The 26,658-nt window shown below is 28.2% G+C and carries 17 protein-coding genes and 1 pseudogene; 9 read left to right on the top strand and 9 right to left on the bottom strand.

Features of this window, described 5'->3' with window-relative positions:
• Nucleotide 1 precedes the first annotated feature (1 nt).
• The 7 genes and pseudogenes from BINT_RS06160 to deoD form a co-directional block, all read right to left on the bottom strand.
• Nucleotides 2-1,102, bottom strand: a complete 1,101-nt coding sequence (locus tag BINT_RS06160) for a 2-aminoethylphosphonate aminotransferase (RefSeq protein ID WP_041177300.1) — start codon at nucleotides 1,100-1,102, stop codon at nucleotides 2-4.
• Nucleotides 1,103-1,129: 27 nt separating this feature from the next.
• The gene (aepX, locus tag BINT_RS14955; RefSeq protein WP_014487689.1) at nucleotides 1,130-1,999 is read right to left on the bottom strand and encodes a phosphoenolpyruvate mutase; all 870 of its coding nucleotides are present in this window, start codon (nucleotides 1,997-1,999) and stop codon (nucleotides 1,130-1,132) included.
• Nucleotides 2,000-2,088: 89 nt separating this feature from the next.
• Nucleotides 2,089-2,985 carry an adenylyltransferase/cytidyltransferase family protein gene (locus BINT_RS14950; protein ID WP_014487688.1) on the bottom strand — a complete coding sequence of 299 codons (897 nt, stop codon included), beginning with the start codon at nucleotides 2,983-2,985 and terminating at the stop codon, nucleotides 2,089-2,091.
• A gap of 29 nt (nucleotides 2,986-3,014) precedes the next feature.
• Nucleotides 3,015-4,073, bottom strand: a pseudogene (aepY, locus tag BINT_RS06150) (phosphonopyruvate decarboxylase); the annotation flags it as partial.
• Nucleotides 4,074-4,146: 73 nt separating this feature from the next.
• Entirely contained in the window at nucleotides 4,147-5,424 is a 1,278-nt protein-coding gene (locus BINT_RS06145; protein ID WP_014487686.1) for a CDP-glycerol--glycerophosphate glycerophosphotransferase, read from the bottom strand.
• Between the two features lie 135 nt (nucleotides 5,425-5,559).
• Nucleotides 5,560-6,603, bottom strand: a complete 1,044-nt coding sequence (gene aroF, locus BINT_RS06140; protein WP_014487685.1) for a 3-deoxy-7-phosphoheptulonate synthase — start codon at nucleotides 6,601-6,603, stop codon at nucleotides 5,560-5,562.
• Nucleotides 6,604-6,941: 338 nt separating this feature from the next.
• Nucleotides 6,942-7,640 carry a purine-nucleoside phosphorylase gene (gene deoD, locus BINT_RS06135; protein ID WP_014487684.1) on the bottom strand — a complete coding sequence of 233 codons (699 nt, stop codon included), beginning with the start codon at nucleotides 7,638-7,640 and terminating at the stop codon, nucleotides 6,942-6,944.
• A gap of 533 nt (nucleotides 7,641-8,173) precedes the next feature.
• Between deoD and BINT_RS06130 the strand changes: the two genes are divergently transcribed.
• Together BINT_RS06130 and BINT_RS06125 are read left to right on the top strand one after the other, a co-directional pair.
• A complete protein-coding gene (locus tag BINT_RS06130) occupies nucleotides 8,174-8,746 on the top strand; it encodes a GNAT family N-acetyltransferase (protein ID WP_014487683.1) in 573 nt (190 codons plus the stop codon).
• Between the two features lie 17 nt (nucleotides 8,747-8,763).
• Nucleotides 8,764-9,126, top strand: coding sequence for a methionine-R-sulfoxide reductase (locus BINT_RS06125; protein ID WP_014487682.1), 363 nt, complete (start codon nucleotides 8,764-8,766; stop codon nucleotides 9,124-9,126).
• Nucleotides 9,127-9,204: 78 nt separating this feature from the next.
• On the opposite strand, the gene BINT_RS06120 is transcribed toward BINT_RS06125, so the two are convergent.
• Entirely contained in the window at nucleotides 9,205-10,605 is a 1,401-nt protein-coding gene (locus BINT_RS06120; protein WP_014487681.1) for an alanine/glycine:cation symporter family protein, read from the bottom strand.
• Nucleotides 10,606-11,050: 445 nt separating this feature from the next.
• Between BINT_RS06120 and BINT_RS06115 the strand changes: the two genes are divergently transcribed.
• Together BINT_RS06115 and clpB are read left to right on the top strand one after the other, a co-directional pair.
• Complete coding sequence (locus tag BINT_RS06115; RefSeq protein ID WP_014487680.1) at nucleotides 11,051-12,799, top strand: hypothetical protein; 1,749 nt, start codon at nucleotides 11,051-11,053, stop codon at nucleotides 12,797-12,799.
• 299 nt (nucleotides 12,800-13,098) lie between these two features.
• Complete coding sequence (clpB, locus tag BINT_RS06110; RefSeq protein WP_014487679.1) at nucleotides 13,099-15,678, top strand: ATP-dependent chaperone ClpB; 2,580 nt, start codon at nucleotides 13,099-13,101, stop codon at nucleotides 15,676-15,678.
• A gap of 95 nt (nucleotides 15,679-15,773) precedes the next feature.
• Here the strand turns inward: clpB and dnaE are convergent, their stop codons facing one another.
• The gene (dnaE, locus tag BINT_RS06105) at nucleotides 15,774-19,484 is read right to left on the bottom strand and encodes a DNA polymerase III subunit alpha (protein WP_014487678.1); all 3,711 of its coding nucleotides are present in this window, start codon (nucleotides 19,482-19,484) and stop codon (nucleotides 15,774-15,776) included.
• A 282-nt stretch (nucleotides 19,485-19,766) separates the two neighbouring features.
• Here dnaE and BINT_RS06100 point away from each other — a divergent pair, with 282 nt between their 5' ends.
• The 5 genes from BINT_RS06100 (at nucleotide 19,767) to BINT_RS06080 (ending at nucleotide 26,651) form a co-directional block, all read left to right on the top strand.
• A complete protein-coding gene (locus BINT_RS06100) occupies nucleotides 19,767-20,267 on the top strand; it encodes a chemotaxis protein CheX (RefSeq protein ID WP_008726787.1) in 501 nt (166 codons plus the stop codon).
• A gap of 9 nt (nucleotides 20,268-20,276) precedes the next feature.
• Nucleotides 20,277-20,951 (top strand): peptidoglycan recognition protein family protein, encoded by a 675-nt coding sequence (locus BINT_RS06095; RefSeq protein ID WP_014487677.1) that lies wholly within the window; start codon nucleotides 20,277-20,279, stop codon nucleotides 20,949-20,951.
• A gap of 25 nt (nucleotides 20,952-20,976) precedes the next feature.
• Nucleotides 20,977-22,365 carry a hemolysin family protein gene (locus tag BINT_RS06090; RefSeq protein WP_041177299.1) on the top strand — a complete coding sequence of 463 codons (1,389 nt, stop codon included), beginning with the start codon at nucleotides 20,977-20,979 and terminating at the stop codon, nucleotides 22,363-22,365.
• Nucleotides 22,366-22,531: 166 nt separating this feature from the next.
• Nucleotides 22,532-23,575 (top strand): CapA family protein, encoded by a 1,044-nt coding sequence (locus tag BINT_RS06085; RefSeq protein WP_014487675.1) that lies wholly within the window; start codon nucleotides 22,532-22,534, stop codon nucleotides 23,573-23,575.
• A gap of 508 nt (nucleotides 23,576-24,083) precedes the next feature.
• Nucleotides 24,084-26,651: a helicase C-terminal domain-containing protein gene (locus BINT_RS06080; protein WP_014487674.1), complete on the top strand. Its 2,568-nt coding sequence runs from the start codon at nucleotides 24,084-24,086 to the stop codon at nucleotides 26,649-26,651.
• Nucleotides 26,652-26,658: the final 7 nt, after the last annotated feature.

Raw genomic sequence — 26,658 nt, 5'->3', positions numbered from 1 at the left:
ATTATATATATTTAATACTTTTTAAATATTCTTCTAAAATATTTAGAAAATTAGCTATATCATTTTTATCTATAGCACCAATATTTGCTATTCTAAAAGTGTTGAAATTAGAAACTTTACCAGGATAAATAGTAAATCCTCTTTCATATAAATAGTCATGCATATTATTAAAATTATATCCATCGCATTCAGGCTCAAATATTGCTGTTATAATTTTTGACTGACATTCATAATCTAATAAAAGCTTTAAATTTAATTTTTTTAATCCAGCTATTAAAGTTTCAAAAGATTCTGTATATCTTTTATTTCTTTTTTCTATAGTTTCTTCTTTTGTTTCTATTATAGCTTGTTTTAAAGCATATAATGTCTGAACCGGTGGTGTAAATCTAGTTTGTTTAGTTTTAGTAAAATTAGCATATTGTGCATATAAATCTAAATAATAAGATTTGGACTTTATATTTTTTAATTTTTCTAATGAAACTCTATTACATATAGCAAAAACAACTCCAGCCATACCCTGAATATTTTTATTTGAGCTAGCAATCAAAAAATGTATATTCATTTTTTCCATATCTATTGGTATTCCAGCATAAGAACTCATAGCATCAACAACAAATTCAATATTATATTTTCTTGCTAATGAACCTATATGCTCAATATCATTTAAAAGACCTGTACCAGTTTCATTATGCACAGCACATACATAATCAAATTTATTATTTTTTAAAACTTCTTCTAATTTTTGATAATCTATAGGCTTTATTAAATCGCTTTTATAATTATAAAAATCAGCATCATAAGTAGAAAGTATCTCTGTCATTCTTTGACTATATGAACCATTATTTATAACTAAAATCTTTTTTCCATTACAAATAGAAGAAAGAACAGCCTCAACTCCAGCAGTTCCAGCTCCTCCAAATAAAACTGTAGTATAATCTTTATTATTAGCTACAAAGTTAGTAAGTTCTTCTATTATAAACTCCATAACTTCACCGAACTCTTTTTCTCTTGGACAAATATCACTTACAACTTGTGCCATCTTAACAGTATCGGTGGTAGTTGCAGGACCAGGATTTAATAATATATTTCTTTTTATATTCATAATTTTCATCTCCAAAAATAGTATAATTTATTCTTCTGGAATTAAAGTGAGTATATCTTTTATAGACATACACATATCATCAGCTTCTTTTGCCCTCCTATTATAAAGGATAGTTTCAGCAGTTTTTTTCATAGCAGGAAAAGCACTTCTTGTAAGTTGATTAGCATATATAACTATATTAACACCTATATCGGCAAATTCATCTTCTGTAACAGTATTGAATGTAGTAGGAACTACAACCAAATAAGTTTTATTATCTTTTTCTCTAAACTTATGACAAAATTCGAATATTTCATCAGGCTCTTTTCTTCTAGAATGTATCATAATACCATCAGCTCCCGCTTCAACATAAGCAAAGGCTCTTTTTAAAGCATCTTCCATTCCTTGCTCTAAAATAAGGCTTTCTATCCTCGCTATTATCATAAAGTCTTTTGTCTTTAATACTTTTTTACCAGAACTTATTTTATTACAAAAATTTTCTATAGTATCCTGCTGCTGTTCTACCTCTGTACCAAAAAGAGAATTTTTCTTAAGTCCTATTTTATCTTCTATGATAACAGCAGAAACTCCTATACGTTCCAAAGTTTTTACATTATAAACAAAATGTTCTATAAGTCCTCCTGTATCAGCATCCAATATTATAGGTTTAGTTGTAACTTCCATTATTTCATCAATAGTTTGAAGTCTTGACGATAAATCAACTAATTCTATATCTGGTTTTCCTCTAGAAGTAGAATCGCATAAACTAGATACCCACATTCCATCAAATTGATAATATCTTCCATCTTTTATAACAGTAGTTTTTTCAGCTATTAATCCAGTAAGTCCATTATGTGCCTCTATAATAGAAACTGTTGGTTTATAAGATAGTATCTTTTTTAATCTTCCTCTTCTCATTTCTGGTATAGATAAATATTCTGCTGATTTGTATTCAAATACATTAAATTCCTTATCTTTAGCAGAAGGATACTCTATTAATACTCCGCCTATTTTTTCAAAGTATTTATAGTTTCATCTCTAATATATCTTAAATTATCATCTCTCCAATCATCACCATGTACAACATAATTAGGTTTGATACTCATAAGATTATCTGTATAACTTAATGTTTTCTGCTCAACAACTTCATCAACATATTTAATATTCTTTATAATCTCATATCTATGTTCATAATCAAGTACAGGATATCTTTTAAAACTAGCAACAGCCTGATCACTCATAACTCCAACTATAACCTTGCCCAATTCTTTAGCTTTTTTTAATATTCTTATATGAGCACCATGTATTATATCTGTGCTGAATGCCAAATAAACAACTCTTTCTTTATTAAAATAGTCATTAATATATTCTTTCTTCCTTGTACAATTATCTAAAACAAAACAAATCTCATTGCTATTGTTTTCTATTAATGAAATATCTTCAAAGTCAAATATCTTGCTATAATCATTTATATTTGATAATTTATTAATTTTTATAATTGGAAAATAATAAAATAAATTATCTCTTGTATTAATATCTATACTTTTTACTATATTATTTTGATCAATAGTAACACCAGAAAGATTAACATAACTATTTACTGCAGCTGCTTTAGTATTAAAAGCAAGTACATCACTTAAAACATATTCTGAAAATATAGAATCCCCATTTAATATTAATATATCATCTTCTAAACTTCCATCAAATACATTAGAAATATTATCTATAATAGTATAATTAAGATTATATTCTCTACAATACTTATCTATATTATTGTTTTTATATAAGAAATATATATCTGTTATTTCAAATTTACTTAATAATCTTAATTGCCTTTTTAATAAATCTTCATTATTATAAACAATATATGAAGAAAAATCAGATTTTAAAATAAAAGCTTTCATAAAAAATCCTATTATTTAATTATAATTTTTTATTGTCTTAAAAATTTAATGAAATTATTTTTATTATCTAATGGGGTTATATTAGGTCTTATTAAGTCTTTTCTAGAGAATATAGACACTTTTATTTCAATAAACGATAAAACATTTTTTAAATTTGAAAGAACATCATTTAATTCATCTAAACTATTCACTGTTTCAGCATATTCATAGCCAGATTTTTTAGCTATTTCCGGCAAATTAATTTTATCAGCAACGGTAGGCATTCCCCCAACAGATTCATGGGCAAAATTATTTAAAACTACATGAACAAAATTATTAGGTTTTCTATTTCCAATAATAGCTAAAGCTCCCATATGCATAAGTACAGCACCATCTCCATCTAAACACCAAATTCTTTTATCTTTCTTTTGTAATGCTATAGACAATGCTATCATTGAACTATGTCCCATAGAACCAACTGTTAAAAAGTCTCTATTATGACCTAGTTTTTTATTTTCTCTTATTTCAAATAATTCACGTGAAATTTTTCCTGTAGTTGATACAATAATATCATTTTCTGAATATTTAAGTATTGTTTCTATTGCTTTTTCTCTTATTAAACTATTATTATTTTTATAATCAAATAATTTTTCTTTTTCAAATACATCATTTCTTATTACAAATGCTGCCTGTTTACCTTTATCTAATATTGATTTAAACTTATTTAAAGAATCTTCTACAATATCAAATGTAACATTTTTATCCAAAACCACATATTCAATATCTAAATCATCAAGAAGTTTTAATGTTATTTCGCCTTGAAATAAATGCTGAGGTTCATCTTTAACACCCGGCTCGCCTCTCCATCCAATAATAAATAAAGTAGGAATGGCATATATTTTTTCATTTAAAAGAGAAGCAACAGGATTTATTATATTACCAATTCCGCTATTTTGTAAATAAACGCAAGGGTAATATCCAGTAGCTAAATTATATCCGCATGCAAGAGCGACTGCATTTCCCTCATTGGCAGCTATAATATGATTATCTGAAATTCCGTATTTTTCCATAAGCTTATCACAAAAACTCTGAAGTTTGGAATCAGGAACACCAGTAAAAAATTAATATTATTTTTATTTAAAATCTCAATAAACTCTTCTGCTTTTATCATAATTACAATCCTTAAATAGTTTCCAAATATGATTTCAAAATATTAGCACCTCTTACACCTGCTTGACCTCTATACATATAAGCCTCATCTTTAGCCTTTAAAATATTATCTTTTAATGAATTATTATTAATAGTGTCTTCAACAATAGATGAGATATTAGCAAAGTTATTCTCATCTATTGAAACAGAAATATTTGGTAAAGTTTTGAAAGTCCAAGTTTCGCCTTTTAATTCTATTGCATCATAGCCTCTTTTATCAAAAGTAAAACTAGGTATTATAGTTGGTTTATCAAAAAGAAAAGCATAATCAAATATAACACCTGAAAAATCAGATAACATAACATCAGCTTTTGATAAAGAATAAATATTATCTCTATTAAAATCCCATTCTAAATTAGAATTATCTTTATATTTATTCTTTAATTTTTCTATCATATCTTTTTCTACTATTAAAGACTGAGGATGCGGACGTACAATAACATGATAACCGCTATCAAGTATAGGATCAATTAATTTTTCGCCAAATCTAGTAAGAAGTCCATTCATACCCCAAGAAGGTGCTATTAAAACTGTTCTCTTATCAGTACTTTTAGTAATAGATTTTAAAGCTTCTTCTTTCTTTTTATTAAGTTCATCTAAATATGTACTTCCTATAATTTCTAAATCTTTAACTTTAGTATTTCTTGTACCTTCCAATTCTCTAATATCAGCTACTTGATTTTCACCATTAAGCAATACAGCATCAAAAAAATCTAATGAATACAAACAATATAATGCTGCTTCACTAGGAGCATGGAATATATGTACATACTTCTTTACACCTTTAGAGCGTTTTAACTGAAATACATCTAAATTTGGAGTTGTCATTAAACAAATATCTGCTTCTATAAAATTTAATTTAGCATAAGCCTTATTACCTACTCCTATAAACTCTGTATGTAGCAAATCATTTTTTATTTCAAATATTTGATCATCTTCACTAGAACTATAATATATAACTGGTATTTCTAATTTTATTAATTCTTCTATAATTGGTTTGAATACATTATAATATCTTTTATCTTCACCATAAATTATTATTCTAGCTTTTTTTGAAGCTTCTGTTTCTATATTTTTGCTTTTAGAAAAAGAAATAGTTTTTAATTTTATTAACAATGCTTTTGACAAAAAGAAAAGTGTACCTATTATACCAAATAATGCAGAGAAAAGCAAACTTCCTGTTCCAGGATCTATATATCCAAATACACTACTTTGAAATAATATAAATAATGCAAATATTGTAATTAACATGTTTATTCCTAAAAAATTTAATATAAAATATATCATAAATTATATAATATATAAATGTAAAAATCAAATTAGTTTATTTTAAAAAAATAGTCTATTCATAATTTATATGAATAGACTATAAAAAATTATTTTTTATTATTTTGTATAAATTTTACCGCCATGTTTTTCTTTTATCTTAGCAACTGTATCGGATATCATATTAACAGATTCCATAATATCAGAAAAGACATCAGGCTTTATAGACTGTGCCCCATCACATAAAGCATGTTCAGGATCATTATGTACTTCTATAATCATACCATCAGCACCTGCAGAAATAGCCGCCAAAGTAAGAGGAAGTGCCATCCAAGCCTTACCGCTAGCATGAGACGGATCTCCAATAACAGGTAAATGGCTTAAACGCTTTATTGCAGGAATAGCTGAAACATCGAAAGTATTTCTAGTATAAGTTTCAAAAGTTCTTACACCTCTTTCACATAATACAACATTCTCATTACCTTGATTAAGTATATATTCCGCACTCATAAGCCATTCTTCTATGGTGCTTGATAAACCTCTTTTTAAAAGTATAGGCTTTTTTAATTTTCCTACTTCTTTTAAAAGCTCGAAGTTCTGCATGTTTCTTGCCCCTATTTGAATCATATCAACTGTATTATCAAAATCTTCTAAATGTCTTATAGAAACAATCTCACTTACTATAGGTATTCCAACTTCTTCTTTTGCAAGTTTTAATATTTTAAGTCCGTCAAGTGCTAAACCTTGAAAAGCATAAGGTGAAGTTCTAGGCTTGAAAGCTCCTCCTCTAAGTATTGAAGCTCCTGCAGCTTTTACGCTTTTAGCAATGTTTATAACCTGATCCTCACTTTCTACGGAACAAGGACCAGCTATTATAACAGGCTTACCTTCGCCTATTTTAACACCGCTTACATCTACTACGGTATCTTCTTTTTTAAATGCTCTATTTGCTCTTTTAAATGGCTCCTGAACTTTCAATACTTTAGATACACCCGGTAAAGAAGCTATTAACTCTCTGTCTATCTTTGAAGTATCTCCTACCATTCCTATTACAGTATAATCTACCCCAACACTTTTATTTATACCAAGACCTGCATTTTTAAGTCTTTCTATAATACTGTTTACATGCTCTTCTTTTGCATTTGGTTTCATTACTACTATCATAATATAATTCTCCTTAAAAATAATTTAATTTTAAAATTTATGCATAAAATAGATAATAATTTTTGTTTTGAACCTATAAATGATAATATGTCAAATTATCTTATAGTTATAAAAATTAATAATATATGTGTGTGTTTAAATTAGAAAAATAGATATACTGGCGTCTTAAACGCCATAATAGAAAAAGTAATAAGCGTAGATGCTTTTGAAATTATTTGAAATAATAATACCTTTCATAGTAATTAATTATATACAAATTATAAAAAAAGTCAATAATTTATAAAAAAATAATAAGCATTCATAAAAATAAATTTATAAATGCTTATTATTATATATTTTTAAGCTAAAGACAAAGCAACTTCCATCATATTAGTAAAAGTTTTTTCTCTTTGCTCTGCAGTTGTAGCCTCTCCTGTAACTAAAGAATCAGAAATAGTTACCATACAAAGAGCATTAACACCAGCATAAGCAGCATTCATATATAAGGCAGCAGCCTCCATTTCAACAGCCAATACTCCCATTTTAGCCCATTTAGGAGTAGCATTATTAGCACCATAAAATACATCAGATGAAACTATATTACCTACATGATAATTTATCTTCATTTCATCAGCTTTATTAACAGCTTTTCTTAATAATTCATAACTAGCTATAGGTGCATAAGTACCCGGAAGTTCATACTGTGCCGCATAATTAGAATCTGTACAAGCTCCCATTCCTATAACCAAATCACCAATATGAAGTTTATCTACCAAAGCACCAGCAGTACCTATACGAATTAAATTCTTACAGCCATAGAAATGTATAAGCTCATAAGAATAAATACTACAAGAAGGCATTCCCATACCAGTACCTTGAACGGAAACTTTCTTTCCTTTATATGTACCTGTGAATCCAAACATATTTCTAATGGAATTATATTGAGTAACATTTTCTAAAAAATTCTCAGCTATAAATTTAGCTCTTAAAGGATCTCCCGGTAAAAGTATAGTTTCAGCAATATCGCCTTTATTGGCAGCTATATGAGGTGTAGCCATATATATTCTCCTTTAATTAATTTTTTTCAATTATAAATATTAATCTTCTTTATATCAAGTAAAATAAATTTAATAATAGACTTGTTTCAAAACTAATTTAATAAATATTTACACTGTTTAATTTTTAGTATTTTTAAATTTATAATTGGGGCTTTGCCCCAAACCCCAGTTCTTTTGTTGGCACAAAGAACCAAAAAGACTGCAATTTTACACATTAAAATTAATTATTACACAACATATAAAACATATTTTGTAGCTAAAATTATTTTGAAAATTACATAACTAATTTTGTTAAGTACTTTTGAAACAAGTCTAATATTTTTTATATAAACAATTAATAAAAATGATACTAATTTATTTTATTAATTCCAAAATTGACTTATAATTTGTTTTATAATATTATTTTTATATTAAATTAATATGGTAAAATCCAAAAAGAGATATATTCATCTATATCAAAATATTGCTAATAATTAATAAAATCTAATTTATGAATACATAAATAGATACTAAAGGAGCTATTCAATTAATATATGAAAATAAGATTAGCAAATACTGAAGATACTTCTCAAATTCTTTCTATATATTCTCAGTATATTGATACAAGCATAACATTTGAATATAAGCTTCCAACTTTAGAAACATTCAAAAATCGTATAGAAAATATTATAGAAAAATATCCATATTTAGTATGCGAAGATGAAAATAATAAAATCATAGGATATTGTTATGCTAATAAATTTCTTGAAAGAGAAGCATATAATTGGAGCTGCGAACTATCTATATATTTAGATAATAAGAATATCAATATGGGAATCGGTAAAAAATTATGTTCTATTATTATTGATATTCTAAAATATCAGGGAATAAAAAATATTTATTCAAAGATTACAGTACCTAATACAAAAAGTGAAAAACTTCATTATTCATTAGGTTTTAATCTAATAGGAACTTACAACAATATAGGATATAAAAATGGTAAATGGCATAGTGTTAGATTATTTGAAAAAGAACTTATTTTTGATTATAATAATCCCAAAGATATAATACCAATAAAAGAAATAGATAAAGAAAAAATAATATTTTTTATAGAAAATTATAAATAAAATGGAGGCAACATATTATGGAAAAAAGAGAATTAACTGAAGAAGAAAGAAATGTAATAATTTTTAAAGGCACAGAATACCCTTTCACAGGAGAGTACAATGATTTTTTTGAAGATGGTATTTATTGCTGCAAACAATGCGGTGCTGAATTATACCGCTCTGAAGATAAATTCAAATCACATTGCGGCTGGCCTAGTTTCGATGATGAGATAGCAGGTGCAGTAAAAAGGTCATTAGATGAAGATGGCTACAGAATAGAAATAACATGCAATAATTGCGGAGGACATTTAGGACATGTATTTATAGGAGAACATCTCACAGCTAAAAATACAAGACATTGCGTCAATTCTATTTCTTTAATATTCAAGCCTAAAAAATAATTATCAACTTAAAAATAAAAAAGGACTTATATATTTTTTATATAAGCCCTTTTATTTTTATATTTTATTAATTTAATATTATTTTTTATTTAATTCATTGTATTCTTTAAATAATACAGAAACAACGCCGCCCAATGCTAAAAGTCCTAAAAGGTTTGGTATAACCATAAGTCCATTAAAAGTATCTGCTAATGACCATACTAAATCAACTTTTAATGCTGAACCTAATAACACGAAACCTACAACTAATACAGCATAAACCTTTTTAGCTTTAACTCCAAATAAATATTTTATATTCTGTTCACCAAAGAAATACCAACCTATTATTGTAGTGAAAGCAAAAAAGAATAAACATATAGCAACGAATATAACGCCGAAATAGCCGAATCCTAATCTGAATGCTTCCTGAGGTAAACCAACACCTTTTAAAATTTCTGGTATATCAGCAGCAGATGTTAAAGGATATATTTGTGTCTGCAATATATTTGAAGTCAATATAACTAAAGCAGTTAAAGTTACAACGATGAAAGTATCGAAAAATACACCTATCATAGCAACCACACCCTGTTCGCATGGATGTTTTACTTTAGCCAAAGCATGAGCATGAGGAGTAGAACCCATACCAGCTTCATTAGAGAATAAACCTCTTGCCACACCAAAACGCATAGCCTGCTGAACACCTATTCCCAAACCGCCACCTATAACAGCTTGAGGATTAAATGCAGATGTAAATATCAAAACTATAGAAGAGCCTAAATTTTCAATATTCATTAAAATAATTATTAAAGAACCTATTATATAGAACAAAGCCATTATAGGAACTATCTTTTCAGCAAATGAAGCTATTCTTTTAAGTCCGCCTATAAATATAAAAGCAGCTATTAAAGCACATACTACACCAACATATATAGGCTTGATTTGAGGAAATGCATTAACAAAAGCACCGCTTATAGAGTTTGACTGTACCATATTTCCCATAAAACCTAAAGCTAATATAATAAATATCGCAAATAAAACAGATAATACTTTACCAAACCAGCCTTTATAAGCAGCCTGAATATAATAAGCAGGACCTCCTATAATATGGCCGTCCTCTGTTGTAGTTTTATATTTTTGTCCCAAAGATGCCTCCACAAATATAGTAGCCATTCCTAAAAAGGCAGATACCCACATCCAAAATATAGCTCCGGGACCTCCTGATATTAAAGCTGTAGCAGCACCTGCTAAATTACCTGTACCAACCTGTGCTGCAATTGCTGTTGCCAAAGACTGAAAAGAACTCATACCTTCTTTACCTGCGGATTTACCCATTAATGAGATACTTCCGAATGTTCTATCCCAGCCGTCTTTAAACTTAAAAATTTGCACGAATTTAAATCTTATAGTGAAATAAATCCCGCTTCCGCATAGTAAAATTATTAATAAATAATCCCATAAAAAACTGTTAACTTTTGCTACTATAGATGATACAGTATCCATAATAAACTCCTATGATTTTTAATTTTATATTACAAAAAAAATATTTCTGTCATTATAAAAATTAGTAAAAAAGTTACTAAAATATATTGCATCATTATTAAAATACTATATTGATACAAAAATTCTTAATAAACAGTTCGCAATTATTGCGAATATTACTTTCCATATAATTGAAATATAATTGAAATAATTTTCTAAATTATTCGCGTAATATTATATCATAAATAGTATTTTTTTGATATAGCATAATACATATTAATATAACAAAATATGAATAATAATAATTTTTATAATAATAATAATTAATTGAGTTAATTTAAAAATTATAATTGTACAAAAATTGACAAACTATATTTATTTGATATATTATAATATAAAATAATTAAAAATATATTTTGATACAAATTCAAATGGCATTTTAATATCAAAATATTTTAAACTTTTTATGAGAAACAAATTTTATATAATTATATTTTTATTAGCATCTCTTTTTATTCTAATTATTTCATGCAAAAAAATAAATTTATTAAGTCCTTCAATTATACCTCCGCCAACAGAATTTCCAAATGACGGACAAATACCAGAATATCCTATACCAAGTCCAACACTGCCTATACCTCCTAAAAAAACAGAAGAAAAGAATATCGTTGTTACTCCAGAAATTGTAAAAGATGGAACTGTATTCGGTGGATATGGAAGAAGATTTAAATTTAAAAATGAATGGCATGTACTTGCAACTAATGAATATGAATATGACCCTAATACTAAAAGATTAACTCCAACAGGTAAAGGAGCTATATTAAAAATAGATAATAATGGAAAAACTATAACTAAAATACATAGCCTTTCATTAGGTGATGATTTAGAAAAAAGAGAATATTGGACTAACCTTAATTCAAGAAAAGTTTTAATAGAAGAAAGCAAAGTAAGAATTCCTACATCTGGTGATTATGGATCAATATATACAAAGACAGAGAAAAAATATGAATATAAAAACATAAAATATTATAATACTAATTTTAAATATATATCATCTGTTTTCCTTAATTTGAGAGGCAAGGATACTTCAGACTTGATCAATTGGATTGACTCTCCTGATGTTTATAAAAGGGAATATATTTTACCTAAATTAGATTTTGATAATCCAAATTTCCAAGGAAGAATTGGCTCAGGACATGCTGATACTACATTGATGTATTTTAAAGGTAAATTTTTATTATTTACTCACCCTACAGTATATGATTATTATACAGATGGATTTATTCCTCCTTCAAGTGAATATTTTTATTTGGATTCAAAATATTATTATAGTATAGATGTTGATAAAGATACATCTGACCCCAAAAATTGGCAAACCAATGAAACACCTTGGGGAAGAAGAACTAGGATTGATAATTATCGTTATGACGGTAAAAAAATGTATATGGCAGGAGGAAATTCATACGCATATAAATATAATACTTCTGACGGATATTGGTATCTTGATATATTAAAAGCCTATCTACCTACTATGGAAGATGGAATATGGTCTACTGAAGATGGTATTAATTGGGAGCTAGAAAAAACACCATATCCTTTTAGATATGCTGGAGAGATTGTAAACTATCTTAAAATAAATCCTTTAATTACATATAGAGCATCTGATGATGGTACTCCTTTTGAACCTAAATATACAGAACTTAGCGGCAAATATTATAGGACTTTCAATACAACATATCCAATACCTCCTGTAAAAGAAATTATGCAAGCAGTTGAAAGATTTGAAACTAATTTCACAATTACAGAAGAACATATAAAAAATTCAGGTATTTATCAAATTCAAATGTCATCTGTTCACCCTGATAATGCTAAAGAAACAGATTGGGTTACAATAGTTCCTAAAAATCAAATAACTTCATCTACAGCTTGGGAAAGCGGCGGAGCAGATTTATTTAATTTTAATGGAAAATTAGTTCGTTTGGTGGATTATGACAGAGAGTTCAAATTAAATAATCAATATCAGGAAGCATTAAATCTATCTGAACAATATTATAATTTACTTATAAACTCTCCTATATCAGAATATAAAAAGAATTGTTATTACTTTTTATACTATAAAGCTATGGCAGATATGATTAAAATAATTAAAGATAGAAGCAATGAATATTTCAAACCTGATAAGGCTTTCACTCATTACACTTTTGAAATAAACTAAAATAATAAATTTTAATGCTATATTAATACACAATATATATTTATAGTATTATTTTTATACATAATATAGTTTTTCATATATAAAATTTATACATTAATTATATTCACAATATTCTAAAAAACAATTATGCATATTATAAATGTATAAAAACAAAACATTTCATACCTATTAATTGGCATATTTTTTGCATATATGGTAGTGTACAGCAATTAAATGCTGAAAACAAATTATTTAATTAAAACTTAAATAATTAATTTATAAAGGAGTTAGGCGGTTTTAAACCGTCAATTAATTAGAATATGGATTATAACAAATATACAATAAAAGCCCAAGAGGCAGTAAATGAAGCTGCTAATATAGCCAATGGTGAAGACCATAACGAAATAAAAAGCGAACATTTACTTTTAGCATTATTGAAACAAGAGGACGGACTTATTCAGCCTTTAGTAGAAAGAATAGGCGTACCTATAAATACATTGATAGATAAAACTCAAAGATTAGTTGATGAAAACGTAAAGGTTACAGGTGAAAATGTACAGTTACATCTATCTACTAATGCTGGTAAAGTTTTAGCAAAAGCAGAAAAAGAAGCTAATGCTTTGAAAGATCAATATGTATCTACAGAGCATATATTTTTAGCACTTGTTGAAGCTGATAACAAAGCAGGAGACATGCTTAGAAAAAGCGGAATAAGTAAAAAAGAAGTTTTAAGTGCATTAAAAGATTTAAGAAAAGGACAAAGTGTTAATAGCCAAGACCCAGAAGCAAAAATGCAGGCACTTGATAAATATTGCCGTGATTTGACTTCATTAGCAGAGGCTGAAAAAATTGACCCTGTTATAGGACGTGATGAAGAAATAAGACGTGTTATGCAGGTATTATCAAGAAGAACAAAAAATAACCCTGTACTCATAGGTGAGCCTGGTGTTGGTAAAACTGCTATTGTTGAAGGACTTGCTAGAAGAATAGTTTCTCAAGATGTACCGGACGGACTTAAAAACAAAAGATTATTAGCTTTGGATTTAGGTGCTTTGGTTGCTGGTGCTAAATTTAGAGGAGAGTTTGAAGAAAGATTAAAAGCTGTTATTACAGAGATAGAAAAATCTGAAGGTAACATAATATTATTTATAGATGAGCTTCATACTCTTGTAGGAGCCGGTGCTACTGAAGGTGCAATGGATGCTTCTAACCTATTAAAACCTGCATTAGCTAGAGGTGAATTAAGAGCAATAGGTGCAACTACTTTAGATGAATATAGAAAATATATTGAAAAAGATAAAGCACTTGAAAGAAGATTCCAACAGGTTTATTGTAAAGAACCTAGTGTTGAAGATACTATTTCAATATTAAGAGGTTTGAAAGATAAATACGAAGTTCATCATGGTGTTAGAATAAAAGATGATGCATTAGTTGCTGCTGCTGTTTTATCTAACAGATACATAACTAATAGATTCTTACCTGATAAAGCTATCGACTTGGTAGATGAAGCTGCAAGCCAATTGAAAATAGAGATAGATAGTCAGCCTACTGAACTTGATAAAATTGAAAGAAAAATTTTACAGCTTAATATAGAAAAACAAGCTCTTTCAAAAGAAAATGATGCTGCTTCTAAAGAAAGATTAGAAAAACTTGAAAAAGAATTATCTGAACTTTCTGAAGAACGTAATGCTATGAAACTTCAATGGGATAATGAAAAAGGAAGAATTGAAGAAACAAGAAAATTAAAAGAAGAACTTGAGGCTTTAAATATAAAAGAAACTCAGTATACAAGAGAAGGAAATTTAGCAAAAGCTGCTGAAATAAAATATGGTAAAATACCAGAACTTCAGAAAAAATTAGAAGAAGCTACTAAGGCTATGGAAGAGGCTAAAAACTCTGATAAGAAAAGGCTTTTAAGAGAAGAAATTTCTGAAGATGATATAGCTAGAGTAATATCTGTATGGACTGGAATACCTGTGAGCAAAATGCTTGCAAGTGAAAAACAAAAATACTTACAGCTTGAAGAAGTATTACATAAGAGAGTTGTAGGACAAGATGAGGCTATAACTTCAGTTGCTGATGCTATTAGAAGAAACAGAGCAGGACTTTCCGATGAAAATAAACCTCTTGGAAGTTTCTTGTTCATAGGACCTACTGGAGTTGGTAAAACAGAACTTGCTAAAACACTTGCTGATTTCTTATTTAGTGATGAGCATGCTTTAACAAGAATAGATATGAGTGAGTACATGGAGAAATTCTCTGTTACTAGACTTATAGGAGCCCCTCCGGGATATGTAGGTTATGATGAGGGAGGACAATTAACAGAAGCAGTTAGAAGGAGACCTTATTCTGTTATACTATTTGATGAGATAGAAAAAGCTCACCCTGATGTATTTAATGTTTTACTTCAGGTATTAGATGATGGAAGACTTACTGACGGACAAGGAAGAATAGTAGATTTCAAAAATGCTATTATCATAATGACAAGTAATTTAGGTTCTGATCTTATTCTTGAAGCTAATGATACTAATGATATCAAAGAAAAGATTCAGGAACTATTAAAGATGTCATTTAGACCAGAGTTCTTAAACAGAATAGATGAGATAATAACATTTACTAGACTTGACAAAAAATACATTGCTGAGATAGTAAGAAATCAAATAGCAAGAGTTGCTAACAGACTTAAAGACAGAAGAATAACTTTAGATGTAAGCGATGAAGCTATAGACTATATTGCTGATATTGGTTATGATCCTCAGTTTGGAGCAAGACCATTGAAAAGAGCTATACAAAACTTTATAGAAAATCCTCTAGCTAAAGAAATGCTAGCAGGCAAATATTTAGAAGGAGATACTATAAAGGTGAAAAAATCAGGAGATGGTTTAGTATTTGAAAAATAATATTTAATAGACTCAATAATTAATTCAATAAAATAAAGGGCTTACTGAAATTAACAGTAAGCCTTTTGTTATTTTAAATAATTAAATTATTTTTATTAAGCATATTCAATTTCTATTAATGATCTCAATGCACTCTTAGCTTCATTTAAGAATCTAGGATTAGGATCAACTTTATAATCCTCACCTATTTTAAATATTTCCATGCCGCTTTCAGATTTCAATTTTAAGAATATTGTATAATCTCCGGGGTTTGAAGATATAGCATTTTGAAGACATAATAAATCCATATCATCAAATATATTTTTATTCATATATAATGCTAATTGCTTCTTACCGCTGTTAGTATGTTTTACAGCTATACTGTTATTAGGCCTGCTTGTAAATGGTGCATTGGAAACAACATTATCAGATCTTTTAATATCATTCTCTTTATTAGAAGTATTTTTAAATGGAGCATCATTCTTATTTACATGCACCTGTCTATTTTCAGGTGTTGATTCTGAATTATTCTCTCTTTTTATATTATCTCTTTTTACTTCTTTGAGTTTAAGATTCTTATCTTTTAAGAAAGAATCTAATAATTTGATATCAACAATATTATTATATATTTTATCTGAGAATCTATTTTTATCTCTGCGTCCTTTTATTAATATTCCTGTTTGTTCTTCAAGCATATCTTTGTATTTCTCTATCTGACTATTAGCTGTAATATAAAATACATATTCAGTAAATATATCCATAACTTTTAATGTAATCATAGGAGTATTTTTCTTTGTAGTTGTTTCAATAGCTGACATAACAACACAAGGAAGTAAAAACTCATCTTTATCTTTAAGATTATCAATATCCAAAGTATTATGGAAATATTTATAATCAATTTTAGTAATATATCTTGCAAAAGGATGATATCTTAATGAAAAACCTAAAACTTCTCTTTCATTTTCCATTAAAATATTAGAAGCATATTCCACTTGTTTTTCTATTACCAAAGAAGCACTTCCGCTGTCATCTTCAGACATAGAATCAAACAGCATAGTTTGACCGGATAAAGTTTCCTTTTGATAATTAGAAGCATGAGCAAGTATAGCATCAAGTGAACTAAGCAATGCACTTTCAGTATGTCCGAATTCAGAGAAAGCCCCACATTTTATGAGAGTTTCATAAACTTTTCTATTAACTAAATGAACATCAACACGTTTTACAAAATCTTCTAAATTCTTGAATTGTCCATTTTTTTCTCTCTCTTCCTGAATAGCCAAAGCAGCATGAAGACCAACACCTTTAACTGCATGTAAAGCATAAACTATTTTACCATCTTTTTGAGAGAATAAAGCATCACTTTCAAATACGCTTGCTGTAACTATCTCTATATTTTTCTGTTTAATTTCATTAAGATATAAAGCTATTTTATCAGTATCGGCTATAACAGTATTAAGCAAAGCCACATAATATTCCATATGATAATGAGCTTTAATATAAGCTTCCTGATAGGCTATTAATGCATAGCAAACAGAGTGAGATTTATTGAAACCATATTCAGCAAAACCTTTCATTGTATCAAAAAGATAATTTAATAATTCTTCATCATAACCTCTTTCAAGTCCGCCAGTAATAAATTTCTCTCTCATAGAGTTCATTTTCTCTACGATTTTTTTACCCATAGCCTTTCTTAAATCATCAGCTTCTGCAGCAGTAAATCCGCCTATAACTCGGCTTATAGCCATAATCTGCTCTTGATATATTAATACTCCCTGACTTTCTTTAAGTATAGGCTCTAAATCTGGGTGTTTATATACTATTTCTTTTCTTTTATTCTTTCTGTCTGCATAGTCTTTATCCATACCTGAGTTTAAAGGACCAGGACGATACAATGCTACGCTTGATACTAAGTCATCAAAACCTGTAGGCTGAATATTTATAAGCATCTGACGCATACCAGGACTTTCAAACTGGAAAACTCCGCCTGTATCAGCCTTCCTAAATATATCATAAACAGCTTCATCATCTAGCGGAATCTTATCTATATCTATTTCAACACCATATCTATCTTTTATATCTTTTATGGCATCTTTTATGAGTCTTAAGTTCTTAATACCCAAAAAGTCCATTTTTATAAGTCCGGCACTTTCAACATAAGTCATTTCATACTGACAAGCTCTAGTACCTGTCTTAGAATCCTGATAAACCGGTGCTAAATCAGCTATAGGATGAGATGATATAATAACACCAGCAGCATGCAAACCTACATTCCTAACCAAACCGTCAAGTCTTGTAGATATCTCATACATATTTTTTAATTCTCTGTTGCCTTCTATTTCTTTAACTAAAGCAGCACAATCAGGATGATCATATATATCTACAACTCTTTTAACATCATCAGGTATGCTTTTAGCAAGTCTGTCAGCAGTAGCTAAATCTATACCCATAACACGGCAAACATCTCTTATAACAGAACGTCCTCCCAAAGCTCCGAAAGTAGCTATTTGAGAAACATTATCTTTACCGTATTTTTCTTTTACATAATCTATTATAACTTCCCTCTTATCATCTTGGAAGTCAACGTCAATATCAGGCATGCTTTTTCTTTCAGGATTTAAAAATCTTTCAAAAAGCAAATCATAATCAAGAGGATTAACTTTTGTAATTCCAGTAGCAAATGCAACTATTGAACCGGCAGCACTTCCCCTTCCAGGTCCTACTGCAACATCATGATTTCTTGCATAGTTAATGAAGTCCTGAACTACAAGGAAGTATCCTTCAAATCCCATCTTTCCTATAACACCCAATTCCATATCAAGCCTTTCCATAGCTTCTTTTGGTATATCATTATTATAGTATTTATTAAGACCATCTAAGCACATCTTCCTTAATGCTGTGGTTTCTGTTTCACCATTAGGAAGCTCATAATTAGGCATATAATAAGTCTTAGTCATTATATTTAAATCTTTGCATTGCTCTGCTATTTTCACAGTATTTTCAAATGCTTTAGGAAGTTTAGCAAATGACTTCATCATCTCTTCTTCTGTTTTTAGATGGAATTCATTGCTTGGGAATTTATATCTTCTTGGTGAATCTAAAGTGGCTTTAGTTTGTATTGCTAAAAGTATTTCATGAGCTTTAGCATCTTCTTTGGATACATAATGCACATCATTTGTAACTACCAACTCTATATTATGATGATTAGCAAGTTTATATAATGCACTATTTAAAGATTTCTCCTCAGGTATATTATGATCCTGAAGTTCTATATAAAAATCATTTCCAAAAATAGATTTATAATATTCAGCTAATTTTGATGCTTGTTTATAATCTTTTTTTCTTATAGCAATAGGAATCTCTCCGCCCATACATGCTGATAAACAAATAAGACCTTTATTATATTTTTCTATTAATTCATGGTCTACTCTAGGTCTATAATAGAAACCTTCAGTATATCCAAAAGTAACTAATTTACATAGATTATTATAACCTTCTTTATCTTTAGCAAGAAGAATTAAATGCATAGCACTTTTTTCTTCAGAGTTTTCTATCTTTTTATCGAATCTTGTTTTAGGGGCAACATATACTTCACATCCTATAATAGGTATAATACCTTTATCCTTTGCTTCAGAGAAAAATTCCATAGCACCAAACATATTACCATGATCTGTCATAGCTATGCCTGGCATTCCTAATTCTTTAGCTCTGTCTATTAATCCCGGTATAAGTCTTTTAGTTTTATCCTTCTTAGAATATAATGACTTAATACGGGCAGCTCCGTCAAGTATTGAATATTGTGTATGTACATGCAAATGAACAAATGACATAATAAACCCCTATTTGATTCTATTATTCTATATTATTTAAGTTAAATAGCAAGTTAAATTTAAAAAATATATAAATAGTTCTTATTTATTCACTATAAATATTTACGGTACTTAATTTATAAAATTTATATAGACTATGTAAAATATAAACAATTTTTTATTTTTAAATTTGACAATTTCTCTTTTAGTACTATAATTTTAATTAGATTTATTTTTTAATTGAAATAATACTCAATTATGTTATAATTAAAATATAAAAATAAAACTCAAAAGGAAATAAACATGGCTACAACACCTATAAAATTTATGGACGTTAGATTCATCAATCCATTTATTGTATCTCTAGTATCAATATTCAAAGAGATGGCTGGTCTTACAATGGAAAAAGGTACTTTAGTTAAAGGACAAGGCCGTAAACTTTTCTCCGGATATGGTGTTGCTATAGGAATTGTCGGCGATGTTAATGGACAAGTGCTTTATGAATTTCCTGAAAATTTCTCTCAGCTTCTTACTGAAAATCTTACAGATAAAAAACGCGGAGAATATGATTCTGAAGATGATTTTGAAGATATGATGAGAAGTGTTATAAATGAAATGGGAAATACTATAAGCGGTCTTGCAATTACTAAATTAGCTGAAGAAGGTATAAGCTGCGATATCACTCCTCCTATACTTTATTTTGGAAAAGAAATACAAATAATTCCTAAAAATTTACAAACTATAATTATTCCTTTCCAATCATCACTTGGATTTGTCAGCGTTAATATTGCTATGGATGCATAATAATATTAAATGATAAAAAACATTATTTATATATCAATTATAATATCTTTATTATTATCATGTACTAATACTGTAAGCAGCAATGTTATACAAACTAATGATGTGGCAATAAAACCAGATATAAGTGATAAATACAAAATCACTCCTAACGCTCTTAGATTACAATTATTATCTGAATACACACAAACGCATTATGGAAGCAAATTAATATATTTAGATAATCCTCAAATAATAGTTGTTCATTCTACAGAAACTCCTAATCTTAGTATAGCCGTAAATATATTTAAAAACGACACTTTAATAGGAAGACCTGATATAGAAGCAGGCGGGGAAGTAAATGTTGGAACTCATTTCTTAGTTGATTTCGATGGTACTATATATGCTAATACTCCTATTGAATATATAGCAAGACATACTGTAGGATTTAATTATACATCTATAAGTATAGAAAATATAGGATATGCTGATAAATTAACAAAAGAACAGTTAGAAGCCAATGTTAAATTGATAAAATATATAAAAAGTAAATATAAAAGCATAAAATACATAATAGCACATTATGAATATAAAGATAAAACTCTGCCTCATTATTCTCTATATAAAGAACTAAATACAAAATATATAAATCCTGGTAAAAGAGATCCAGGCACTAATTTCATGCAGGAATTAAGAAAAAGAATTTAAATAAAAAATATAAGGCTCATTATTTATGGAAGTACTACTAGTTTATTTATTTGAAATATTTATAATAATTATTCTTATTATGCTCTCAGCATTATTCTCAGGAAGCGAAACTGCATATACTTCTATAGATGATGTTACCTTAATGCGTTTAGTAAGAGAGAAAAAAATAAAAGAGGAAGATAAAAAGTACTGGGAAAAATCAAGTTCTATGATACCTACTCTATTAGTTGGTAATAACATAGTTAATATATCAGCAAGTTCCATTATAACAGTATTTGCTGTGAGGCTTGCTGACATTCTACCCCATGTATCAACAAATGTGATGGTTACAATATCAACTGCTACAATAACAATACTTATTATAATATTTGGAGAGATACTGCCTAAAGTACTTATGAGAGTTAATGCTGAAAAGATGATGCCTTATCTTCTATACTTTATGAAGTTTTGTCATTTTATATTTAAGCCTATAACTTTTTTAATGGACAAAATAACTACTTTTATAATGAATTATTTTGTACCTAAAAGATTAAGAGATGCTGAAAAAAGAAGCGCATTATCTAGTATGGACGATATAACAACAATAATACATCTAGGGCATAAAGAAGGAATAATTAAAGAATATACTCATGAGATGTTAACAGGTGTAATAGATTTCAGAAATAAAACTGTAGAAGAAATTATGACTCCTCGTGTTGATATGGTATGCATAGAAGCTGAAACAGATGTAAATGAAATTATAAAACTTACTGTAGAATCAGGACTTTCAAGATTCCCTGTTTATGAGGAAACAGTTGACCATATAATAGGAATTTTTCATACTAGAGCTTTATTTAAAGAGTATGTTAAAGGCGGCGGAAAAATGAACAAAATAAAAAAGAAAGCTATTGATTATATAATGCTGCCATACTTTGTACCTGAAACTAAGACTATAAGTAGTTTATTTAATGATATGCAGAAGAAAAAACTTCAGATGGTAATTACTATTGATGAATATGGGGGAACTGCCGGACTTGTTACTATGGAAGATATAATAGAAGAGATAATGGGCGACATAGAAGATGAAAGCGATAAAAAAGAAGCTGATGTAATAAGATTCAAAGGAAAAAGAATCATAATAAATGGAAATGCTCCTATAGAAGATGTTAATAAAACTTTAAAATTAGAATTAGAACATGAAGAATATCAAACTATAGCAGGATATGTAATTGATATGCTTGATCATATACCTGAAACAAATGAACGTTTTATACTTAAAGGCTACAGAGTAAGGATAATGAAAGTTGAAGACAGAAGAATAGTTGAAATGGAATTCACGCCTTTAAAATATTCAAGAACAAATGAAAGTGATAATATTGATTTACAAGATACAACTGACTCAGAAAAAAATGATTCAGAAATTTTAAATGAATAAGATAATTAAAATAAATAATTACTAATTAGGAAAATAATTATGATAAAAAAAATAAATCATTGCTTTATCTTTAATATTACTATATTCATGTGCTGATAATAAGCAGGAACAAGAAAAAAAGCCTCAACCACCTCAGAGTCTTAAATTAGTATTCACAGGCGATATAATGACACATCCAACTATTGTAAAGGCTTTTGAAAGCAATGATGTTTTAATAGATTTGAAAGATTATTTTAAAGGAGATATTGTATTTGCAAATTTAGAATTTGTTGTTAATACAAATAAACCGCCAATGCCTTATCCTGAATTTAATGGCTCATTAGATTATTTGCAATACTTCTTTAATTACTTCAATACTTTTTCAATAGCCAATAATCATGCTTATGATCAGGGGGCTCAGGCTGAATCTGAAACTGTAGCAGAACTTCATAGAAATAATAAATTAACTTTAGGAGGTTCAACTAATTCTCCTAGCATAGCACCTATAATAACAAATATTAATAATGTGCCTCTTTTTATATCTGCATATACTATGCTTGATAATGGTCTAAGTCATAAAACAAATAAAAATGATCATTTCTATTTTATGAATTTCTTCCCTAAACAAGAAGATTTAGTAGAAAAAGTAAAATCTGATTTGGCACTTGCCACAAACAATGAAATAAAAATAATATCTCTTCATTTCGGATTAGAATATACAACTGCTCCTGAAGAAAAAACAAAGGAAACTGCAAGAGCTTTGATAGAAAATGGAGTTGACATAATAGTAGGTCATCATCCACATGTACCAAGGCCAGTAGAAATTTATGAAGGAACTAATCATAGCGGAATCATTATATATTCATTAGGAAATTTCATTGCTAATCATAAAGGAAGATATCCGCATCTTGATATAGGTACAGTTGTATCATTAGAAATCAATGAAAACAAAGAGATTAATTTTTCTTATGTACCGACTTATTATGCTTTCTTTAAACAGAATGGTTTTGAAGTGGTAATGAAGCCTATAAAAGAAGATCCTAATATTAATATGCCTACTCTAGCAAGCAATTATGTATACAACACCTATGATACTAATGCTATAAAAAAGGGTTATGAACTTATACATGATTTTTATTCTCCTCTTACAAATGAGAGTGTAAAGACTATGTTTGCTGATAATATAACTAACAGTAGCATTGTATCTAATAATAGTTTAGCTCATAGATAACGCACGGTAAATAAAATTATATTTACTTATTAGATTATAATTCAAAGTAATCATATATAAAAAATTTTGTTCTGCGTGCGTTGTACAAGTTTTAAACCTAAACAAAACTTGGGTGGGTGCTTTTAAATTCTAATATAAATAATAAAAATAAGAAAACATAAATTACAAATTAAATTAACAAGTCTAAAGGGTGGGCAGTGAAAATAAGTTTTAAAGATTTATTTACATACCCCGCCCTTTATATTTTTTATTTTATTTACATATTATAAATTGATTTATATTTAAAGCTTAAATTGTAAAAGCATCCCCACCCTAGAGTTGATTATATATAGAATTCTTTTAACGCACGGTGGACGTATTGATATTTATTATTTAAATTTGAATTTTCAATAAACATATATTAAAAATTTTAGTCTGCGTGCGGTATATTAAATATAAATAATAATTAAATAAACAAAAAATAAATCATTGACAAACATTTCAATATATACTATATTATTGTACTAATATGAATAATAATTATGCAAAAGAAATAGACAATGTATTTTCCATAGATGCAATTAATTATATGAGAAAGGCAATAGTAGATGCTTATGGAAATGAAGTATACTTTGGAATAAATTTTAATGCTTACGGAATATTGGATTATATAGAGGTAATGGCTAGAGGCAATAAAGACTCTGTACCTGCTATAATATCATTGTCATTGGAATTTGATGCCGTTATTCATAATCACCCTTCTGGACAGCTCACACCTTCAAGAGCAGACTTAGCAATAGCAAGTGAACTCGGTAATAACGCAGGGGTAGGTTTTTATATAGTCAATAATGATGTTGATGATTATTATGAAGTTGTAAAGCCTATAAAATCAGAGAATGTAAAAACTATAGATGTTCCTGAAGCTTTATATATGTTTACTGAAAACGGTACTTTAAGCCAATTATTAAAAAAGTACGAATACAGACAGGAACAAACTGAACTTGTTGAGGCTACTATAGAAGCATTTAACAATAATAAACATTTAATATCTGAAGCTGGAACGGGAATAGGAAAATCTTTTGCATATTTAATACCTGCTTTATTATGGTTAAAAGAAAATAAAACTAGAATAGTAATTTCTACTAATACTATAAATCTTCAGGAACAAATTATTTCAAAAGATATACCTTCTATCATAGGAGGAATTGCTCCGAATGTAAAATATGCTTTGGTTAAAGGCAGAAATAATTATGTATGTATCAAAAAAGTTAAAGAAGGTTTAAATGATCATGATAAATTTGATTTTGAAGAACAGATAAATTTCTTTGAGGATATAGACCATTGGCTTAATATAACCAAAGACGGTTCAATAACAGATTTAGGATATAAACCTAAAGGCGAATTATGGGAAATGGTTTGCTGCGATACTGATACTTGCACTCATAGAAAATGCGAATATTTAGAAGATTGTTATTTTTATAAAATGCGTAAGCAATTAAATGCCGCACAATTATTGATAGTTAATCATCATATACTTTGTGCTGATTTATCTCTTTATGCAGAAACAGCAGGAAGATACAGCCTTCTCCCTAGATATACAAAAGTCTTAATTGATGAGGCACATAATTTTGAAAACTCTGCTTCAAGTTATTTCGGAGATGAGGGAAGTAAAAACGGAATATTAAAAGCACTTTTCTATCTTTCAAGAATAAAGAAAAATAAAAGACTTGGAGTGATAGAAAGTATTAATAATATGCTTAATGAAAAACAATCATTAATCGAAAAGCATGAATATGATGAAATACTTGATTTAATAAATAAAGCACATGATTTAACTTCAAGGGTGAGAAATGTTGTTGAAGATAAATCAAAAGAATTCATAACATATTGTCATAAAAATATTCAGACTAAAGAAGGACTAGGTTATAAATTTAGAATAAGTCCTGAACTCGTTATGAGTCAGCATTGGCAGAATGAGGGATTAAAAGCATTAAGAGAGATGGTGCTTTCAATGACCTCTCTTGTTAATGTATGCGATAAATTATATAAAAAGTTTTTTGATATTGCTATTGAAAAAGATTTTGATTATGAAGAAATAGCTCAAATGTCAAATGCTTATTTAGAAAGGCTTAAAAGACAATTAGTTTCATTAAATTCTACAATAGATTACAAAAAAGATGAATATATAAGATGGGTGGAAACAAGACTCACCAAAAAAGGAAATCTCATTCTTAATTGGCATTTAACTCCTGTAACTGTAGCCAAAAATTTAAATGATTTTCTATACTCAAGATTTGATACTGTGGCAATGTACTCTGCTACTTTAACAGTTTCAAAGAGTTTTAATTTCTTTTCTAATAGATTAGGCTTTGATTATATAGAAAAAAATAAAAAAATAGAAATATATTTGGAATCTCCATTCAATTATGAGGATAATGCAAGATTATATATAGCAACAGATATGCCTGATGTAGCTGCAGATACATTTAATGACTTCACTTCAAAAGTATTGCTTCAGGTATGCAATATAACAGGCGGAAGAGCTTTTATACTTTTCACTTCTTTTGCATCGCTTATGAATGTATATGAAAACACATCAGAAAAATTGAAAAGTAAAAATATAAATGCCCTAGCCCAAACAGCTTCAATACATAGACATACTTTACTCGATATGTTCAAATCATCTTCAAACAATGTACTTTACGGAGTAGATTCATTCTGGGAAGGTGTTGATGTTGCAGGAAAGAATTTGGAAGTTGTTATAATACCTAAACTTCCTTTTGCCGTGCCTACTGATCCTATAAGCGAAGGAAGATACAGATATATAGAAGAAAATGGAGGAAATGCATTCTTAGATTATGCTCTTCCTTTCGCTGTTATAAAGTTCAAACAAGGATTCGGACGCCTTATAAGAAGCAAAGATGACAGGGGTGTTGTATTCGTTCTTGATAAGAGGCTTTATACAAAAACTTACGGCTCTCAATTTATTCAATCTCTTCCTAATGCCAAAATTTTAAGAGGAAGTATGGGAGAAATTTTCAATGATATGAATAATTTTTTGACTATTAACTTTATTCTCAATATTAAACAATCATAAACATATA

Origin of the sequence: Brachyspira intermedia PWS/A, assembly GCF_000223215.1 — a bacterium.
GTDB lineage: Bacteria > Spirochaetota > Brachyspiria > Brachyspirales > Brachyspiraceae > Brachyspira > Brachyspira intermedia.
The sequence above is the reverse complement of the archived record's forward strand: the minus strand, read 5'-3'. Positions and strand labels throughout refer to the sequence as shown.

What these genes read in the sequence shown, in the direction of transcription:
- BINT_RS06160 (WP_041177300.1), bottom strand. Translation starts at nt 1,102, where the DNA reads ATGAATATAAAAAGAAATATATTATTAAATCCTGGTCCTGCAACTACC.
- BINT_RS06145 (WP_014487686.1), bottom strand. Translation starts at nt 5,424, where the DNA reads ATGTTAATTACAATATTTGCATTATTTATATTATTTCAAAGTAGTGTA.
- BINT_RS06125 (WP_014487682.1), top strand. Translation starts at nt 8,764, where the DNA reads ATGGAAAAAAGAGAATTAACTGAAGAAGAAAGAAATGTAATAATTTTT.
- aepX (WP_014487689.1), bottom strand. Translation starts at nt 1,999, where the DNA reads ATGAGAAGAGGAAGATTAAAAAAGATACTATCTTATAAACCAACAGTT.
- BINT_RS06115 (WP_014487680.1), top strand. Translation starts at nt 11,051, where the DNA reads ATGAGAAACAAATTTTATATAATTATATTTTTATTAGCATCTCTTTTT.
- BINT_RS06100 (WP_008726787.1), top strand. Translation starts at nt 19,767, where the DNA reads ATGGCTACAACACCTATAAAATTTATGGACGTTAGATTCATCAATCCA.
- BINT_RS06130 (WP_014487683.1), top strand. Translation starts at nt 8,174, where the DNA reads ATGAAAATAAGATTAGCAAATACTGAAGATACTTCTCAAATTCTTTCT.
- aroF (WP_014487685.1), bottom strand. Translation starts at nt 6,603, where the DNA reads ATGATAGTAGTAATGAAACCAAATGCAAAAGAAGAGCATGTAAACAGT.
- dnaE (WP_014487678.1), bottom strand. Translation starts at nt 19,484, where the DNA reads ATGTCATTTGTTCATTTGCATGTACATACACAATATTCAATACTTGAC.
- BINT_RS06085 (WP_014487675.1), top strand. Translation starts at nt 22,532, where the DNA reads ATGACACATCCAACTATTGTAAAGGCTTTTGAAAGCAATGATGTTTTA.
- BINT_RS06120 (WP_014487681.1), bottom strand. Translation starts at nt 10,605, where the DNA reads ATGGATACTGTATCATCTATAGTAGCAAAAGTTAACAGTTTTTTATGG.
- BINT_RS06090 (WP_041177299.1), top strand. Translation starts at nt 20,977, where the DNA reads ATGGAAGTACTACTAGTTTATTTATTTGAAATATTTATAATAATTATT.
- BINT_RS14950 (WP_014487688.1), bottom strand. Translation starts at nt 2,985, where the DNA reads ATGAAAGCTTTTATTTTAAAATCTGATTTTTCTTCATATATTGTTTAT.
- BINT_RS06095 (WP_014487677.1), top strand. Translation starts at nt 20,277, where the DNA reads ATGATAAAAAACATTATTTATATATCAATTATAATATCTTTATTATTA.
- deoD (WP_014487684.1), bottom strand. Translation starts at nt 7,640, where the DNA reads ATGGCTACACCTCATATAGCTGCCAATAAAGGCGATATTGCTGAAACT.
- BINT_RS06080 (WP_014487674.1), top strand. Translation starts at nt 24,084, where the DNA reads ATGAATAATAATTATGCAAAAGAAATAGACAATGTATTTTCCATAGAT.
- clpB (WP_014487679.1), top strand. Translation starts at nt 13,099, where the DNA reads ATGGATTATAACAAATATACAATAAAAGCCCAAGAGGCAGTAAATGAA.